The organism is Actinoplanes subtropicus, assembly GCF_000721705.1.
Classification (GTDB): Bacteria; Actinomycetota; Actinomycetes; order Mycobacteriales; family Micromonosporaceae; genus Actinoplanes; species Actinoplanes subtropicus.
This window is the reverse complement of the sequence record NZ_JOJL01000029.1, coordinates 140,214-154,996: the sequence shown is the minus strand read 5'-3', so window position 1 is coordinate 154,996 and position 14,783 is coordinate 140,214. Positions and strand designations below refer to the sequence as shown.

Here is a 14,783-nt window from a genome sequence, read left to right as displayed (position 1 = left end):
CAACGGGAGGTAACCACCATGGCCAAGGTGTCGGTCGGCGAGGTGATGACTCGGCGGGTCGTCTACCTGCCCGAGGCCACGATGCTCGACGAGGCCGCGCAGGCGATGCGGGACAAGGGCATCGGCGACGTGGTGGTCACCAGCGGCCCCACCATGGTGGGCCTGGTCACCGACCGGGACATCGTGATCCGCGCGATCGCCGAGAACCTGCCACCCAAGAAGACCACGCTCGGCTCGATCACCGCGCACGAGCTGATCATGGTTGAGCAGTCGGCGACCGTGGAGGAGGCGCTGCAGGCGATGCGCGAGCGCGGCGTCCGGCGGCTGCTGGTCTGTGACGCCGATCGCAAGGTCGTCGGCATCATCAGCCTGAGTGATCTGGCCCTCCTTCCGACGTCGGCATCCGCCTGAGGTTGCCGACGTAGGGTTCGGGGTGTGACCGACATGCCCCCGAAGCTGGCCGAGATCGTCGAGGAGTTCGCCTCGGCCCCGCGCGACGTCGTGCTCGAGATGCTGATCGAGTTCGCCGACGCGATGCCGCCGCTGCCGGCCGAATTGGCCGGGCACGACGGCATGGAGCAGGTGCCCGAGTGCCAGACGGCGTTCTTCCTCAAGGCCGTGGTCCAGCCGGACGACACCGTGCGGACGTGGTTCGACTGCCCGCCCGAGGCGCCGACGACCCGGGCGTTCGCGGGCGTGCTCGCCGAGGGGCTCGAGGGAGCGTCGACGGCCGAGATCCTCGCCGTACCGGATGATCTCTACGCTCGGATGGGGCTGGGGCAGGCGATCAGCCCGCTGCGCATCCGCGGCGGGTCGGCGATCCTCGCCCGGCTCAAGCGGCAGGTCGCCGCGCAACTCGCCCCCCGCTGACCCTCGCCCCCGATCGGAGTTCTCGTGGATATTCAGGTCTGGTCCGATGTCGTGTGCCCGTGGTGCTACATCGGCAAGAAGCGGCTCGAGAAGGCGATCGCCGAGTTCCCGGGGGACGTGACGGTGACGTTCCGGGCGTACCAGCTCGATCCCTCCCCGGTGCCCACTCCCGTGCGGACCAAGGACGCGATGGCCGCGAAGTTCGGCGGGCGGGAGCGGGCCGAGCAGATGTTCACGCACGTCGCCGGGATCGCCGCGGGCGACGGTCTGCACCTCGACTTCGCCCGGGCGATCGCGGCCAATACGTTCGAGGCGCACCGGCTGATCGCGTGGGCGGCCGGTCAGGGCCGGCAGGCCGAGATGCTGGACGCGCTGCAGCAGGCGCACTTCGTCAAGGGCATCGACATCGGCTCCCGGCCGGCGCTCGCCGAGGTGGCCGGCTCGATCGGGCTCGACCCGGCGGCGGCGCTGGCGTACCTGGAGTCGCCGGCCGGGACCGAGGCGGTCAACACCGACCTGCGCGAGGCGCAGGAGCTCGGCATCACCAGCGTCCCGACGTTCGTCATCGACGGGAAGTACGCGATCCAGGGCGCCCAGGAGTCGGCGACGATCCTGTCCGCCTTCGAGGAGATCGCCCGCCGGGAGTCGGTCGACATTGATCAATGACGTTTCACGTGGAACGACATTGATAGATCTAGACGTCTTTCGCCAGGCCCTCGATGACCTGGGCGCCGGGAAGCGAACCTAGCGCCGGGCCGGCGATCGCGATCTTGCTGTGCCGGACGCCGGAGCCGACGATCACCTGCGGGGTGGCGGCGACCCGGGCATCGACCAGGATCGGCCAGTCGGCGGGCAGGCCGATCGGGGTGATGCCGCCGTACTCCATCCCGGTCAGCGCGACCGCTTCGTCCATCGGGGCGAAGCTGCACTTACGCACGTCCAGGTGCCGGCGGATCACGCCGTTCACGTCGGCCCGGGTGGTGGCGAGGATGACGCAGGCGGCGTATTTGGTCACGCCGTCGCGCTTGCCGGCCACCACCACGCAGTTCGCCGAGACGTCCAGCCCCACGCCGTACGCGTCGCAGAACGCGGCGGTGTCGGCCAGGCCGGGATCGATCGGCGCGACCAGCACCTGATCGACGTCGACCAGCGCCTTGGCCACCGGCGCGGCGAGCAGGTCGGGGCGGGATTGGGCGGGTTCGAGTTGGAGGCTTCCCATCACGCCCGCCATCCTCGCCCAATCCCGGCCCAGGAGACAGTCCCGCCTGGGCGCGTCTCCGCCGGGCGGGGCGGCCACATGCGATCGGTGCACCCGGAGCCGCCACCTCGCCGCCCACACCACTCGCCGCAAGACGATGGCCGGGCGAGATACTAGCCCGGCGAGATACTAGCCGGGCAAGATACTAGCCGGGCAAGATACTAGCCGGGCAAGATACTAGCCGGGCAAGATACTAGCCGGGCAAGATGCCGCCGCCTCGTGGCCCAGGAAGTTGGAGCGGCTGCCTCGCAGCCCACGTCGGCCTGTCGAGCAGGTGCCGCTCCGCCGCCGGTGCGCCACGCCGCCGTGTGCTCCGGTCTGCGACGGCCACGGTCAGTACTTGGCGGCCAGGTACTCCTGCCACGTCCCGGTTCCGGTCGGGGTGGCCGTGGTGGTTTGGGCGCCGGCCCGGATCGCCTTGGCCATGCCGCCCGGGAAGCGCAGCCGCCAGATCGGCCGCTTCGAGCCGCGGGCCACCAGCCAGGAGCGGGCCACCTCGTCGAAGCTGAGCACCTGCGGCCCGGCGTATTCGATCGTCTCACCGGTCGGCGGCAGCGCGATCAGGTTGACGATCCGGTCCGCAACGTCGTCCAGCGCCACCGGCTGGACCTGCCACTTCGGGTCGATGATCACCGGCCCGGCCTTGCTGACCGTTGCCAGCAGCATCTCGACGAACGGGTGGAACTGGGCCGCCCGCAGGATCGTGTAGGGGACGCCGCTCGCCTTCACGACCGCCTCGGTGTCGAGCTTGGCCTGGTAGTAGCGGTACGGGACCCGGTCGATGCCGTTGATCGACACGTACAGGACGTGCCGGACGCCCGCCTTCCGCGCCTCGGTCAGCAGCAACCGGGTGCCCTCGACGTCGGTCTGCTGCGGGCGCCCAGGCGCCGAGGCCAGGTGCACGATCACGTCCACCCCGGCCACCGCCTCGGCCAGCCCTTCGCCGGTTCGCAGGTCGGCGGCGACCCACCCCGGTCGCCCTCGCCGGCTCATCGGGCGTACCCGGTAGCCGTCCTTCTCCAATCGCGGAACCACGACGGTCCCCAGCGTTCCACTCGCCCCGGTCACCAGCACGTTTACGTTTTCGCTCATGCCGTGGGGACGACCGACCCCGCGGCAACGTGACGTGTCTCGGGTCACTCCGCTCAGTGTTGGGATCTTGCCAACTCTCCGGGGGTTGTGGAGGAGCATCGCGGCTCGTGCATGCGAATCCATCGAGTGTCCGACCGGGTCCCGGCCGGGCCGGGATTTTGATCTACTGTCGCGGTGCGACGTCGATCACTCGCCCTCCTGATGAGCGCGGCCGCGCTCGCGGCCTGCGGCCGCCGCCGCGCCGGCACCCCGGCGGCGGCCGCCACGCCGCGCGCCGCGGTCGCCAACGACTACCGATGGTTCGCGCTGGAGCCCGACCTGGCCCGGGGCTTCTGCTTCACCTGGGTCAAGGAGCTCACCCCGCAGCAGGTGCTCAAGCGGCTGCACGGCCGGGAGCTCGAGCGAGTCAGCTGGCAGCAGCTGGTCGGCTCCGGTGACGGCGAGTCCGGCCCGCGCTCCCGCTACTTCATCGGCGTCGCCCGGGTCGAGGGCTGGTCGCTGATCGTCGAGGACGCCGGCGACCTCGGGGTCACCGACAGTCTGGTCCGGCCGCTGTCGGCCGGCACGACGGTGGTGGCGCACCAGCGCGGCCCGGACGGGCACGGCCGGTTCCTGCTGCTGCACGACTCCGCGATCCAGCTCGACTTCGACCCGCTGGCCCCGGCGCGGGTGTCCGGGGCCCGCGCCGCCGAACTGGCTCCGATGATCTCCTCGGCCGGCTTCGGCACCGCCGGCGACCCGAAGCAGAACACCGCGGCGGCCTTCGCCGTGACCGAGCGGCTCACCGGCACCGAGATGACGCAGGACCTGCTGTACAGCCACACCTACCTGCTCACGGAGGTCCTCCGGACCCAGGGGTGAAAGAATCAATAGCCATTCGGTTGTTGCAGCGGACACCCCGCGGCGCGAACATTCAGCCGTGACGATGCGTCCCGGTGAGTTGCTGAGCGTCGGCGAGGCGGCGATCACGCTGCGCGTCTCGCGGGAGCAGGTCGTCGATCTCTGCGCCCGCGGCCTGCTGCCGTACGTCACCGACGGCGCCCACCGGCGACTGCGTCGCGCCGACGTGGAGGCCCTGGTCCGGCCGGTGCTGACCCGGGAGCAGCTGGAACAGCTCTGGCTGCACCGGGCGATCGCCGGCAAGTTCGTCGCGAACCCGATGGCGCTGCTCGCGGCGGCCGCGATCACGCTGCGTCGGCTGCGCCGGCTGCACCCCGAGGGGCATTCCTGGGAATGGCTCGACCGGTGGGAGGCGGTCATCGACAGCGGCGCCGAGGCGGTGCTCGACGCGTTGACCTCGTCCGCCCCGTACGCGATCGAATTGCGTAGCACATCGCCGTTCGCCGGCATACTGTCCGAAGTGGAGCGCCGTACGGTACTGGCGGCGCTGGCCGACAGCCGCCGCGATCGCGCACGTCAGGTGCCCGCCGAGAAGGTCGAACGGGTGCTGCGGACGGTGTGAGGCGTCGATCACAAGCTATAGAAGCACCTTATGAAAGTCACCGTGTTGAGCGGATAGTTGATCGGGTATTCCCCGGCCGCGTCGATGCGATCACGCAGCGCGACTGGTTGCGCCCCCGGGAGGTTCCATGGCTACCATTGCTCCCCATTCGACTGTCGCCACGAGGCTGAGCAGCCTTCTCGAGACGGTCCTGCAGACGCCGATGCCGGTGCGGATCAGAGCCTGGGACGGCTCCTCCGCCGGGCCGGCCGACGCCCCCACCCTGGTCATCCGGCACAAGCGGGCGATGCGCCGGATCATGTGGCAGCCCAACGAGCTGGGCCTCGCCCGCGCCTACGTGGCCGGCGAGCTGGACCTCGAGGGCGACATCTACGACGCCCTCAACCGCCTCGCCGCCCTGGTCTGGCGATCGCCGGAGATCAAGGACATGCCGCTCCACACCGTCGCCGCCGATCTCGTACGCCTGGGCATCCTCGGCACCCAGCCCAAGCCGCCGCCGGAGGAAATGCACGTCAGCGGCGACCGGCACAGCAGGCGCCGGGACCGGCAGGCGGTCAGCCAGCACTACGACGTGGGCAACGAGTTCTACCGGATCGTGCTCGGCGAGAGCATGGTCTACTCCTGCGCCTACTGGACGTCGGACGCTCCCGGCTACGGCCTGGCCGACGCCCAGCGCGACAAGCTCGACCTGATCTGCCGCAAGCTCGGGCTCCGGCCCGGCGAGCGCCTGCTCGACGTCGGCTGCGGCTGGGGCAGTCTCGCCATCCACGCGGCCCGCGAGTACGGCGTCTCGGTGCTCGGCATCACGCTCTCCGGCGAGCAGGCCGAGTTCGCCCGCAAGCAGGTCGCCGAGGCCGGCCTGGCGGACCAGATCGAGATCCGCATCCAGGACTACCGCGACCTCGACGACAGCCCGTTCGACGCGATCTCCAGCGTCGGCATGGCCGAGCACGTCGGCACCGGCCCCTACCGGGAGTACGCCGAGATCCTGCACGGCCAGCTGAAGCCCGGCGGCCGGCTGCTCAACCACCAGATCGGCCGTCTCCGCCTGCCGGAGAAGTCACCGGACCAGCCGCAATCCTTCATCGACTCGTACGTGTTCCCCGACGGCGAGCTGGCCCCGATCGGCACCACGGTCACGCTGCTGGAGCAGGCCGGTTTCGAGGTACGCGACGTGCACGCGCTGCGTGAGCACTACGCCCGTACGCTGCGCGCCTGGGTGGCGAACCTGGACTCCGACTGGTCGGCGGCGGTGAGCCTGACCAGTCCCGGACGAGCCCGGGTGTGGCGCCTGTACATGGCCGCGTCGGCGCTCGCCTTCGAGCAGGCCCGGATCGGCGTGAACCAGGTGCTGGCGGTCAAGACCCACCGCAACGGCGCGAGCGACATGCCCGCGACCCGATCGGCCTTCGTCGCCTGACGGCCGTTCCCCGGACCGCCGTGGTGCCCGGTCACCTGCCCCGACGGGGCACCACGGCTCACCAACCGTCCAAATCGGTCACTCGCCTGCCGGTTACCGCCCGATTAGACCCCAAGTTATCCACAGCCGTGAGCGCAATCCCCGCCCGCCGGTTAGCCTGCGCACGTGGATGAACGAAAACGGGCCGCCGCCGTGATCGTGCGCGACGGCCGTGTCCTGATGGTGCACGAGCGAAGCCGACGATCCGGCGGCGGCGAGTGGTGGACCCTCCCCGGCGGCGGCCTGGAGCCCGGCGAGACCCCCGAGGAAGCCGTACGCCGTGAGGTCTTCGAGGAAACCGGCCTGGTAGTAGCGGCAGCCCGCCACATCCTGGAGATGCCCTACCCCTCCGGCATGACCTCAGTCTTCGCCGTAACCGTCGCAGACGGCGAACCCCGCCTGGGCCTGGACGACGGCACCGGCCCCGAGCCCCTAGGCCTCGACTGGCTACCCGCCCCCGAGCTCCCCACCGAGTCCCCCCACGGCGTCCCCATCCCACCCATAATCGTCGTAGTCCCCGCCTGACACGCCAAAGCCCCGCGACCCAAGGATCGCGGGGCTTCCGGCACCCACAGCTCGCGCCGGTTGACCACCCACCGCAACCACAAGGATCGCGGGGCTTCCGGCACCCACAGCTCGCGCCGGTTGACCACCCACCGCAACCACAAGGATCGCGGGGCTTCCGGGGGCTCGGCCCCCGGAGCAGAAATAACAAATCCCCCTGGCCCGCGCTTTCCGCGGACAGGGGGATCGTAGGGATTTGTGGAGCCCAGGGGACTTGAACCCCTATTGGCTGATCATGGCATTTCGGGCCGGAAACACCCTCTGACCTGGCGCTTTAAGTCGGCGACTGTCGTCGTTTGTCATCCGTTGCCGTTGGTCATCTGGGCCGGATTTGGGCCCAGCGATCTTGAGACACGGCCCGGCCACCGCGCCGAGCAGCCGGGGCCGGACCGTCAGACCAAGTGCTCTTGGTGCTCCAGCGCGAGGTACAGGCAAGCGGCCCCGCTCGGCGCGACCGGCTGTGTGTCCAGCACGCGGCGGATCGTGTCTGCCGTGAAGCTGAACTCTTCGCTATCGACGTCGCCCTCGTCGTTCTGGTCCACCATTTCGCCGAATAGCGAGTCGAATACATCGGCGTCGAATACCGCCACAGTGAGCACGTCGCCGACGTAGTTCAAGGCGTCCACTCCCACGCCTACGCAATAGACTCGTATACGGCCCTCACGGCGCGCAGCATCGAGCGACCTGAACGGCTCTTCCGTCGCGTAGTCGATAGGCGGCCCGTCGCCGTCATGTTCCGGATTACCGAGGAATTCTTCACTGTATTCGCGCATCACGTTCCGCCACAGATCGAAATCCGGGGAGTCGGGCGCTGGAACGACCGAGGCTGGTTGGAATACGCCGGTCGGGAAGACACTCAGCATGCCACCTGCAATTGCGACCTTGGCAGGATTCCGCCGGAGCATAAAGAACGTTGAACCCGCCTTACTCGCTCTCACGGTCAGCGTGCTGACCGAAATCATGAGCGGATAAGATCCGAGGTCAAACGGATCGCGGATCAGGCGTCGGAACGGCAAGCGGTCCCACGAAACGCCTGCCGGGTTCATGTGGCCAGCGTCGTATGCGGCTAGAGCGGCTTCATGTGCCAACGCCTCACCGACGTCGATCATGTCGAAATAGCACATCTCGCCGAGGGTTAGATCCAGGCTCAGTCTGGACGAGCCCTGATCGGCGTCGCCGTCGGGCGCCACGTCCAGCAGCCGATAACACAAGCGGTTCTCGAACAGTCTCGGCCGGGCCAGATCCCGCATCGCGCGGTGATAACGGTTGTAATCCCGGCTGGCCGTGAACAGCGGGCGGACGGGCCTCGTCTCCCGCTCGCTACCGTTAACGGCCGGCCGCGGGGTGTGCTCGTGCCATCGAAGTTCGACGGCCGCGAGATCGATGGGCTTTTCCAGCCTCCACTGTGGCGGAATAAGAATCCCGGTCTTTCCGAGCCTGGATTCCTCCGGATAGATCTCATACACCGCTTTGGTGAGGTCCGACCGGTGCGCGCCAAGGAATTTTCTACCGTCGAGCCATGCTCTCTGGCTCTCCGCGACGGGCCCTGATCCCGACTCTGCTCCGGAGTCTTCAAGCTCCGCCAGTCCAAGCATTTTCCGAGGCACGCTCAATCCGTCCGCGACGCGCTCGATAAGTTCGATAGTGGTGACTTTTCGGGTTCCACGCTCGATCTCGCTGACGTGCGGCTGCGGAATGCCGATCGCCATTCCGACGTCGGTCTGGCTGGCACCGGTCCAGCGACGGTAGATGCGTATTACCTCACCGATGTCTCGATTCGCGAGCGCGTGAGCCATGTCCGGCCGCTCCCACAGGTCGCGAGGCGGCGTCGGCGCTTCCTTGTGTCGCGATGTCATAGATCGGGCTCCCTATCGAGATTTCCCATACGGTCGGTGTATACCGCCATCGGCTGTGAAACGGCGCACACATGCGGTTGTCTCAATGCATGACAGCCGATGGCAACGCCCAACACAGAGCACTACTTACCCAATCATTGCCGGAGTCCACGGACAACCGTCTTGACAGTGGCTTGCGAGACGCCAGCCGCCTCGGCGATCTCCGGGACGGTGTGCTTGGTGGTGCGGCGCACGTCGCGGATCAAGTCGTCGCGATCCAGCCGGGCAGCCTCCAGCTCCTGCTCAGCGGCTTTCACCCGGAGGCTCGACTTCCGCAGGTCATCGAGAGTCGTCATGAGTGTGGAGAGTACAGGGTGACCGGCTAGCCGCACTACGGGTAGACAGCTAGCCGGTAGCCGGTTAGCCTGTGTCCAATGCAAGCGACCCCGGCGGGGAGGCACCCCCACCGAGGCCATTGCATCCCCTAACCGATCTCTGTATGGGAGAACGAAGATGCAGCTCAAGCCTACCGCCGACGCCCCGGTTCCGGCCCTGTCGGTTCCGTGCGGACCGATGGACTTCGATGGGACCGGCACGGCCGTGATCCGCATTGCCCCGGTCGTCTCGCTGTCGCGGTACGACCTGGTCGCGGCGCTGCTGATGGCCGACGTTCCTGCGGACGAGCTGGTGGTGATGTCGGTCGAGCAGATCCGGCACGAGGTCGCGTTCATCCTGGCCGGTTACGGCCTGCTGGCGGTGCACGAGACGGTGTTCCGCGAGCGTGACCGGTGGTTCGTCGAGGCCGAGGACGCCGCGTACACGGCGCTGTGCGAGTCCCGGATCAACGAGGCGTTCGGGCTGACCCCGGCGTCCCGGCCGCGGGCGGCGGCCCGCTCGATCGGCGCCCGGCCCGAGCTGGCGACGGTGGCCGCCTGATGGCCGCGTGCACGAAGCGCCGGAGGCAGCTGCGCCGCTCCCTGGCGATCCGCGATGGCAAGCGGTGCTTCTACTGCGAGGCACCGTTCGCCGACCTGGCGGACGCCACGATCGACCACCTGATCCCCCAGAGCGTGCTGCCCGGCTGGCGTCAGTTCAACCTCGTGCTGGCGTGCGAGCCGTGCAACAACCGTAAGGGCGACACCCTGCCGCAGGTCTTCCTGCGCCAGGCGGCCCAGCTCGCCGACCGGCGGGCGGCCGTGCGGCGCCGGACCGGCCGCCCGGCGGTTGCTCGGCCGCGTGCGGCCCGGCCTGCGCTGGTCGCGGCGTGAGCGGCCCGCGCGACAGCCGGCCGGGTGGCCGGCGGGCGTCGCGGCCGAACTCGACGGGATCGGCCGGACGGCTGGCCGGGCTGTACGGCTACGAGCACTACGAGGTGACCGGCAACGACGGGACGGTGTGGTCGGTCAGCCGACGCTCACCGGTGCGGTTCGAGGGCACCTACGAGCCGACCGGCGAGCTCTCGGAGCAGGACTGGCGCCAAGCCCGCGAGGAGTACCAGCGGCAGCAGGCCCAGCGCCTCGACCGCAAGGCCGAGCAGCTGTTCCAGACCCACCCGGACCTGATCGAGCACGACGACCCGGACGACACGTCGGGCGACACCGAGCACGACAGCTGACCCGGACAGGCGAGCACGACAAGCGGCGGGCGTTCGCGCCCTGCACACGTACCCCTGATAACTCCACAGGGCACCACGATGCCGCGTCGTCCGGCGCGTCATCGATGCGTCACGACCTGGCCCGCACGCTGCGCAAACGGCGGCGTGTGTGCCGCATTCCCTGCTTCTCCGATCGATCTAGTCAGGAGAGCTGATGACAACCCCCATCAACCCCATAAAGGACCGCCTGACGGCGGCCTCACCCCCCGTGCGCGAGCACGGTGGGACTCACCCCGAGGCGCCGCGCTTACGCCGGGCGGCTGCCGCCCTGGCGTACGCGAGCAACGGGGTACCGGTACTTCCGCTGTACGAGATCCGCCCCGATGGCGGGTGTGCGTGCGGGCGGCCCGGCTGTGACCGGCCTGGCAAGCACCCGCGCCTGCCCCGGGGTGTGCACGGCGCCAGCGCCGAACCTGCTCAGGTCGTGCGGTGGTGGCGCTGGTGGCCGACCGCGAACGTCGGCGCCGCGACCGGGCACCTGTTCGACGTGTGGGACATCGACCTCCCACCGTCCGAGGCGTGCGCTCTGCTGGAGACCTACCTTGGTGACCTGGCCGCGTGCTGGCCGAGCGTGCGGACCGGATCCGGCGGGACGCACGTGTTCGTGCACCCGACCGGGCACGGGAACCGGGCGAAGTTCCTGCCCGGCTGTGACTGGCGCGGACGCGGCGGATACGTGGTGCTGCCGCCGTCCGGACACGCGTCCGGCGACACCTACCAGTGGTTGACGTCGCCGCAGTTCAACCCACCCTCGTGCCCGGGCACGAGGGTGGCGTTCCCACCCGTTCCGGTGGGGCTGCGTGAGGCGCTGCAACCGCAACCTTCGCGTGCCACCCCCGCGCGGGTGTGGCACGCGAACCGGACCGCCCCGTACGCCGAGGCCGCCCTACGAGCCGAGTGCGACACCCTGGCCGCGATGGGTCCGGACTCCGGCCGCAACAACTCCCTGAACCGGGCCGCGTTCAACCTCGGCCAGCTCGTCGCGGCCGGCCACCTCGCCGAGCACGACGTGGCCGAGGCGCTGGCCGCCGCTGCGGCAGCGTGCGGCCTCGGCGAGCGGGAGGCCGAACGGACCATCGCGTCCGGGTTGGCCGCCGGGCAGCGGCACCCGCGCACCGGACGGAGGTCGGCATGAACGCGTCGGGCCAGGCCGCACATGACGCGTCGCGTGTCGACGAGCCGCTGCAGACGCGACGCGTCGCACCCGCCGGCGAGCACGACCTGTCGCGTCACGCCGGCGGGACGCGACAGGTCGCTGAGCCGTCGCGCGCAGCTGCGGACGACGGCTCGCGGCGGCTGCTGCTCACCCCGGCATCGGCGATCAAGATGCGGCCGGTGCGCTGGACGTGGACCGACCGGATCCCGGCTGGCGCATTGACCGTGATCCCGGGCCGCGAGGGCATCGGCAAGTCGCTCACGCTGGCCTGGCTGACCGCGCAGATCACCCGGGGCACCCTGCCCGGCATCCACCACGGCACACCCCGCGCCGTGATCTACGCGGCCACCGAGGATTCCTGGGCGCACACTATCGGCCCGCGACTCCTCGCGGCCGGTGCCGACCTGGATCTCGTCTACCGCGTGGATGTGGCCGACGACGGCGGCATGGACATGCTCACCCTGCCCCGCGACTGCCGCGCCCTGGCCGTCGAGATCCGCCGGTTGGGGGTGGTCCTGCTGGCGGCTGATCCGCTGCTCTCGCTGATCCACGCCAGCATCGACACCCACCGCGACCGTGACCTACGGACCGCGCTGGAACCGCTGGTGGACATGGCCGACCGGACCGGCTGCGCCGTGGTCGGGCTGGCGCACTTCAACAAGTCCACCTCGGACGACGCGCTGAACCTGATCACCGGATCCCGGGCGTTCTCGGCCGTCGCCCGCGCCGTGATCGCGATCGCCCGCGACAGCGACGATCCGGCCGGCGCGTGCGTGATGAGCCAGGCGAAGAACAACCTCGGCCGCCTCGATCTACCCAGCCTGCGGTACGTCGTCGAGTCGGTCGAGATCGCCACCGAGGAAGGCCCGGCCTACGTCGGCAAGCTGGTCATCACCGGCGAGTCCGAGCGGTCGGTGTCCGAGATCCTCGGCGACGCCAGCGGCGACCGGGAAGACCGGGCCGAACGCAACGAGGCCGCCGAGTGGCTGACCGACTACCTGATCAGTCAGGGCGGCGAGGCCGCCAGCGACGACGTACGCAAGGCCGCCCAAGCGGCCGGGATCAGCCTCGCCACGCTCAAGCGGGCGCGCACCAAGGCGCACGTGATCGCGGCCCGCAGCGGGTTCCCGTCCCGGTCGGTCTGGCGGATCAACACAGGTAACCCTGGGTCATTGGCCGGCTCAGTCGGCTCACAGTCGGCTCAGTCGGCTCAGCTCACGGAACCTGAGCCAACTGAGCCAACTGGCCCGATCGGTGAGCCGACTGGCCGCCGCGCCTACACACCGTCACCGCCCGAACAGCCGCAACTGACCCTGATCCGCACCGCCGGAGGGACCGCCGCATGACCACCCACCCGACCGCGCTCGCCGATCAACTGGCCGCCGCGAGCGCCGACGCTCACTCCCGCGTGCTGCGGGCCTCCCAGCTCCCGCAGCTGCGCCTGACCGCCACACCCGACACCCCGCCGTGGCTCGCCGAGCTGTTCCAGCGGCACGCGCTCGCGCTGCTGTCCGGACAGGGCCGCGTCTGCCCACACGTCGGCCCCGCCCCGCGCGTCGTGTGCGCGTTCGCGTGGACACCCGGGCTGCTGACTTGCCCGGCCTGCCGTCACCTGGCCGCCCCCGACGCGGTGGAGGACGGCACCTGCGACCGGTGCCGACGGCACTGCCGCCGGGTGTGGGCCGGTATCGCCCAGATCGGCCCGATCCTGTTCGGCTACGGCCTCTGCGACACCTGCCACGCGACAGCCTGAAAGCCCATCTCTCCCATCGGCCCTACCCCATCCATCGGGATAGCCGAGATCTTGGCTCAGCGTGGCTCTCAGCGGGCCGCAGCAGCTACAGCGGCCGATCCGTACGGCTCCTAGGTCTAGGGGCGGCAACTCCTAGACCTAGGAGCATCCCTAGGCCCCCGCCGCAGCGCTGACCAGCGATCTAGGACCTAGGAGCAACACGCGGAGCGCCGGCCGGACGCCCGCAAAACCGTTGTCCCGCAACGACTTTCCGACCCCTAGCCGATCACCCCCGCAATCTTGGAGGCACCCAAGTGAGCACCGCCACGATCCACACCCTCACCCCGCGCACCCCGGCGGCCGAGGCCCCCGACCGCGACCGGGCCGCCCCGCTCGGCTCGCTGACCTACACCGTCGCCGAGGTCGCCCAGATGCTCTCGCTCAACCTCGGCGGCACCTACCGCATGGTCCGCTCCGGCGACATCCCCAGCCGCAAACTAGGCGGCCGGTGGGTCATCCCCCGCCGCGCGTTCCACGACTGGCTCAACTCCTGCACCGAGGTCACCCCCGAAGAAGCCGCCGCCAACCGCCGCGCCTCGATCGGCGAGCTGACCGACGAAGAGAAAGATCTCATCTGGGCACACCGCGTCCGCAAGGAGCGCGACGGCCCCGGAAATCACGGAGCGTAGTCACCCCGGGCGGCCGGATTTGCCGCTAGCGCTAGCACCCCACCCCGCTAGCGCTAGCGGCTCCGCTAGCGGCTGATCGCCACCCCGGCCAGGACGCTAGCGGGCTAGCGGCTCAGCAGCCGACCGCCCGAAAACCGCCCGATGCGGCACTCTCGGACAGCCCGCGCGCCCGCTAGCTAACCGCCGGCCAACCCGCCCCGACGAACACGCAGCGTAGACACCGGACCGGCCGCAACAGCCGCAAGGCCTTGCGGCCTGACCCGCTAGGCCTAGCGGGTCCGCAAGGCCACACCCTTGCGCCCCTCGCCAGCGACCTAGCGCCCCTCGCGGACCAACTCGCCGACAGCCCGGAAAACCCGCCCAGGTGCCATATCCGCACACCCCACCGCCGACCGCGAGGCCGCCGCCGGCCAACCCCCGACGCGCACCCACCGTCACCAACCGAGCAGGTTCGCCAAGGTCGCGTCCCGCCCGCGACCGGTCGCGCCGACGCGACCTCAGCCGCGACCGCCCCGGCCAGCACGATCAACCGCCGGTCGCGCGTCGCGGCCCCACGGCCAACCGTCGCGTACGGCCGGAAACGACGGTTGGGGCCCCCCGCGACCGGCGCGACCGCGACCGCCCACCAACCCACGCGGACATCAACCCAGCGTCACCGATCAAGCGGTAACGGCAGAGGTAACGCCCGACAGCGAGGTAACGCCAGCGTCACCCCTGCCGTTACCTCCCAGCCGGCCCGCCACCTGCCCGCACGCCGAGAGGTAACGGGTAACGCCACCCGGGCACCCGACCGGCCAACCCCCGGAATCCGCACCCCCAGAGCGGCAACGACCGCGTTACCCGTTACCGCCGACCCTCGCTGCGACATCGACGCAGCGTCACATTTCTGCCGTCCTCGCCGAGGTAGCGGCGGAGGTAGCGGACCGGCGAAAGGTAGCGGCAACGCTGCCTCAGCCGCTACCGGTCCGGCAAGCCAAAACGGCCTCGGGTAGCGGTAGCAGCGCACACCGCC

18 protein-coding genes are annotated in these 14,783 nt (G+C 69.9%); 14 read left to right on the top strand and 4 right to left on the bottom strand.

Going from position 1 to position 14,783, the window contains the following annotated elements; translation table 11 throughout:
• Positions 1-18 precede the first annotated feature (18 nt).
• Genes IH26_RS0136795 through IH26_RS0136785 form a run of 3 tightly spaced genes read left to right on the top strand, consistent with a single transcriptional unit; the run spans position 19 to position 1,536 of the window.
• On the top strand, positions 19-411 hold the full coding sequence (locus IH26_RS0136795; protein ID WP_030440896.1) for a CBS domain-containing protein: 393 nt from the start codon (positions 19-21) through the stop codon (positions 409-411).
• A gap of 24 nt (positions 412-435) precedes the next feature.
• Positions 436-870 carry a SufE family protein gene (locus IH26_RS0136790; protein WP_030440895.1) on the top strand — a complete coding sequence of 145 codons (435 nt, stop codon included), beginning with the start codon at positions 436-438 and terminating at the stop codon, positions 868-870.
• A 24-nt stretch (positions 871-894) separates the two neighbouring features.
• Positions 895-1,536, top strand: coding sequence for a DsbA family oxidoreductase (locus tag IH26_RS0136785; RefSeq protein ID WP_030440894.1), 642 nt, complete (start codon positions 895-897; stop codon positions 1,534-1,536).
• Between the two features lie 28 nt (positions 1,537-1,564).
• Here the strand turns inward: IH26_RS0136785 and IH26_RS0136780 are convergent, their stop codons facing one another.
• Together IH26_RS0136780 and IH26_RS0136775 are read right to left on the bottom strand one after the other, a co-directional pair.
• Positions 1,565-2,089, bottom strand: coding sequence for a YbaK/EbsC family protein (locus IH26_RS0136780; RefSeq protein WP_030440893.1), 525 nt, complete (start codon positions 2,087-2,089; stop codon positions 1,565-1,567).
• Between the two features lie 372 nt (positions 2,090-2,461).
• A complete protein-coding gene (locus IH26_RS0136775; RefSeq protein WP_030440892.1) occupies positions 2,462-3,220 on the bottom strand; it encodes an SDR family oxidoreductase in 759 nt (252 codons plus the stop codon).
• Between the two features lie 174 nt (positions 3,221-3,394).
• Here IH26_RS0136775 and IH26_RS0136770 point away from each other — a divergent pair, with 174 nt between their 5' ends.
• The 4 genes from IH26_RS0136770 (at position 3,395) to IH26_RS0136755 (ending at position 6,666) form a co-directional block, all read left to right on the top strand.
• A complete protein-coding gene (locus IH26_RS0136770) occupies positions 3,395-4,081 on the top strand; it encodes a DUF6461 domain-containing protein (protein ID WP_157437567.1) in 687 nt (228 codons plus the stop codon).
• Positions 4,082-4,145: 64 nt separating this feature from the next.
• A complete protein-coding gene (locus IH26_RS0136765) occupies positions 4,146-4,682 on the top strand; it encodes a helix-turn-helix domain-containing protein (protein ID WP_030440890.1) in 537 nt (178 codons plus the stop codon).
• Positions 4,683-4,809: 127 nt separating this feature from the next.
• Positions 4,810-6,102 carry an SAM-dependent methyltransferase gene (locus tag IH26_RS0136760; RefSeq protein ID WP_030440889.1) on the top strand — a complete coding sequence of 431 codons (1,293 nt, stop codon included), beginning with the start codon at positions 4,810-4,812 and terminating at the stop codon, positions 6,100-6,102.
• 165 nt (positions 6,103-6,267) lie between these two features.
• Positions 6,268-6,666 carry an NUDIX domain-containing protein gene (locus IH26_RS0136755; protein WP_030440888.1) on the top strand — a complete coding sequence of 133 codons (399 nt, stop codon included), beginning with the start codon at positions 6,268-6,270 and terminating at the stop codon, positions 6,664-6,666.
• A 431-nt stretch (positions 6,667-7,097) separates the two neighbouring features.
• On the opposite strand, the gene IH26_RS0136750 is transcribed toward IH26_RS0136755, so the two are convergent.
• Both IH26_RS0136750 and IH26_RS0136745 read right to left on the bottom strand, forming a co-directional pair.
• Positions 7,098-8,561, bottom strand: coding sequence for a helix-turn-helix domain-containing protein (locus tag IH26_RS0136750; protein WP_084599392.1), 1,464 nt, complete (start codon positions 8,559-8,561; stop codon positions 7,098-7,100).
• A gap of 134 nt (positions 8,562-8,695) precedes the next feature.
• Positions 8,696-8,896 (bottom strand): hypothetical protein, encoded by a 201-nt coding sequence (locus IH26_RS0136745; protein ID WP_030440886.1) that lies wholly within the window; start codon positions 8,894-8,896, stop codon positions 8,696-8,698.
• 217 nt (positions 8,897-9,113) lie between these two features.
• Between IH26_RS0136745 and IH26_RS0136740 the strand changes: the two genes are divergently transcribed.
• The 7 genes from IH26_RS0136740 to IH26_RS57255 all read left to right on the top strand — a co-directional run bounded on the left by IH26_RS0136740 (position 9,114) and on the right by IH26_RS57255 (position 13,771).
• Complete coding sequence (locus IH26_RS0136740; RefSeq protein ID WP_157437566.1) at positions 9,114-9,476, top strand: hypothetical protein; 363 nt, start codon at positions 9,114-9,116, stop codon at positions 9,474-9,476.
• A complete protein-coding gene (locus IH26_RS57260) occupies positions 9,476-9,808 on the top strand; it encodes an HNH endonuclease (protein WP_063763793.1) in 333 nt (110 codons plus the stop codon). Before IH26_RS0136740 ends, IH26_RS57260 begins: the two co-directional genes overlap by 1 nt.
• Positions 9,805-10,155 carry a hypothetical protein gene (locus IH26_RS0136730; RefSeq protein ID WP_030440883.1) on the top strand — a complete coding sequence of 117 codons (351 nt, stop codon included), beginning with the start codon at positions 9,805-9,807 and terminating at the stop codon, positions 10,153-10,155. Before IH26_RS57260 ends, IH26_RS0136730 begins: the two co-directional genes overlap by 4 nt.
• 247 nt (positions 10,156-10,402) lie before the next feature.
• Complete coding sequence (locus IH26_RS0136725) at positions 10,403-11,329, top strand: bifunctional DNA primase/polymerase (protein ID WP_063763792.1); 927 nt, start codon at positions 10,403-10,405, stop codon at positions 11,327-11,329.
• Complete coding sequence (locus IH26_RS0136720; RefSeq protein ID WP_084599388.1) at positions 11,326-12,696, top strand: AAA family ATPase; 1,371 nt, start codon at positions 11,326-11,328, stop codon at positions 12,694-12,696. The genes IH26_RS0136725 and IH26_RS0136720 overlap by 4 nt, the downstream gene beginning before the upstream one ends.
• Positions 12,693-13,103 (top strand): hypothetical protein, encoded by a 411-nt coding sequence (locus IH26_RS0136715; protein ID WP_030440880.1) that lies wholly within the window; start codon positions 12,693-12,695, stop codon positions 13,101-13,103. The genes IH26_RS0136720 and IH26_RS0136715 overlap by 4 nt, the downstream gene beginning before the upstream one ends.
• A gap of 293 nt (positions 13,104-13,396) precedes the next feature.
• On the top strand, positions 13,397-13,771 hold the full coding sequence (locus IH26_RS57255) for a helix-turn-helix domain-containing protein (protein ID WP_063763791.1): 375 nt from the start codon (positions 13,397-13,399) through the stop codon (positions 13,769-13,771).
• Positions 13,772-14,783 lie beyond the last annotated feature (1,012 nt).

Coding starts and splice junctions, on each gene's coding strand:
- IH26_RS0136795 (WP_030440896.1), top strand. CDS start 19: ATGGCCAAGGTGTCGGTCGGCGAGGTGATGACTCGGCGGGTCGTCTAC.
- IH26_RS0136780 (WP_030440893.1), bottom strand. CDS start 2,089: ATGGGAAGCCTCCAACTCGAACCCGCCCAATCCCGCCCCGACCTGCTC.
- IH26_RS0136775 (WP_030440892.1), bottom strand. CDS start 3,220: ATGAGCGAAAACGTAAACGTGCTGGTGACCGGGGCGAGTGGAACGCTG.
- IH26_RS0136765 (WP_030440890.1), top strand. CDS start 4,146: ATGCGTCCCGGTGAGTTGCTGAGCGTCGGCGAGGCGGCGATCACGCTG.
- IH26_RS0136760 (WP_030440889.1), top strand. CDS start 4,810: ATGGCTACCATTGCTCCCCATTCGACTGTCGCCACGAGGCTGAGCAGC.
- IH26_RS0136750 (WP_084599392.1), bottom strand. CDS start 8,561: ATGACATCGCGACACAAGGAAGCGCCGACGCCGCCTCGCGACCTGTGG.
- IH26_RS0136745 (WP_030440886.1), bottom strand. CDS start 8,896: ATGACGACTCTCGATGACCTGCGGAAGTCGAGCCTCCGGGTGAAAGCC.
- IH26_RS0136740 (WP_157437566.1), top strand. CDS start 9,114: ATGGACTTCGATGGGACCGGCACGGCCGTGATCCGCATTGCCCCGGTC.
- IH26_RS57260 (WP_063763793.1), top strand. CDS start 9,476: ATGGCCGCGTGCACGAAGCGCCGGAGGCAGCTGCGCCGCTCCCTGGCG.
- IH26_RS0136720 (WP_084599388.1), top strand. CDS start 11,326: ATGAACGCGTCGGGCCAGGCCGCACATGACGCGTCGCGTGTCGACGAG.
- IH26_RS0136715 (WP_030440880.1), top strand. CDS start 12,693: ATGACCACCCACCCGACCGCGCTCGCCGATCAACTGGCCGCCGCGAGC.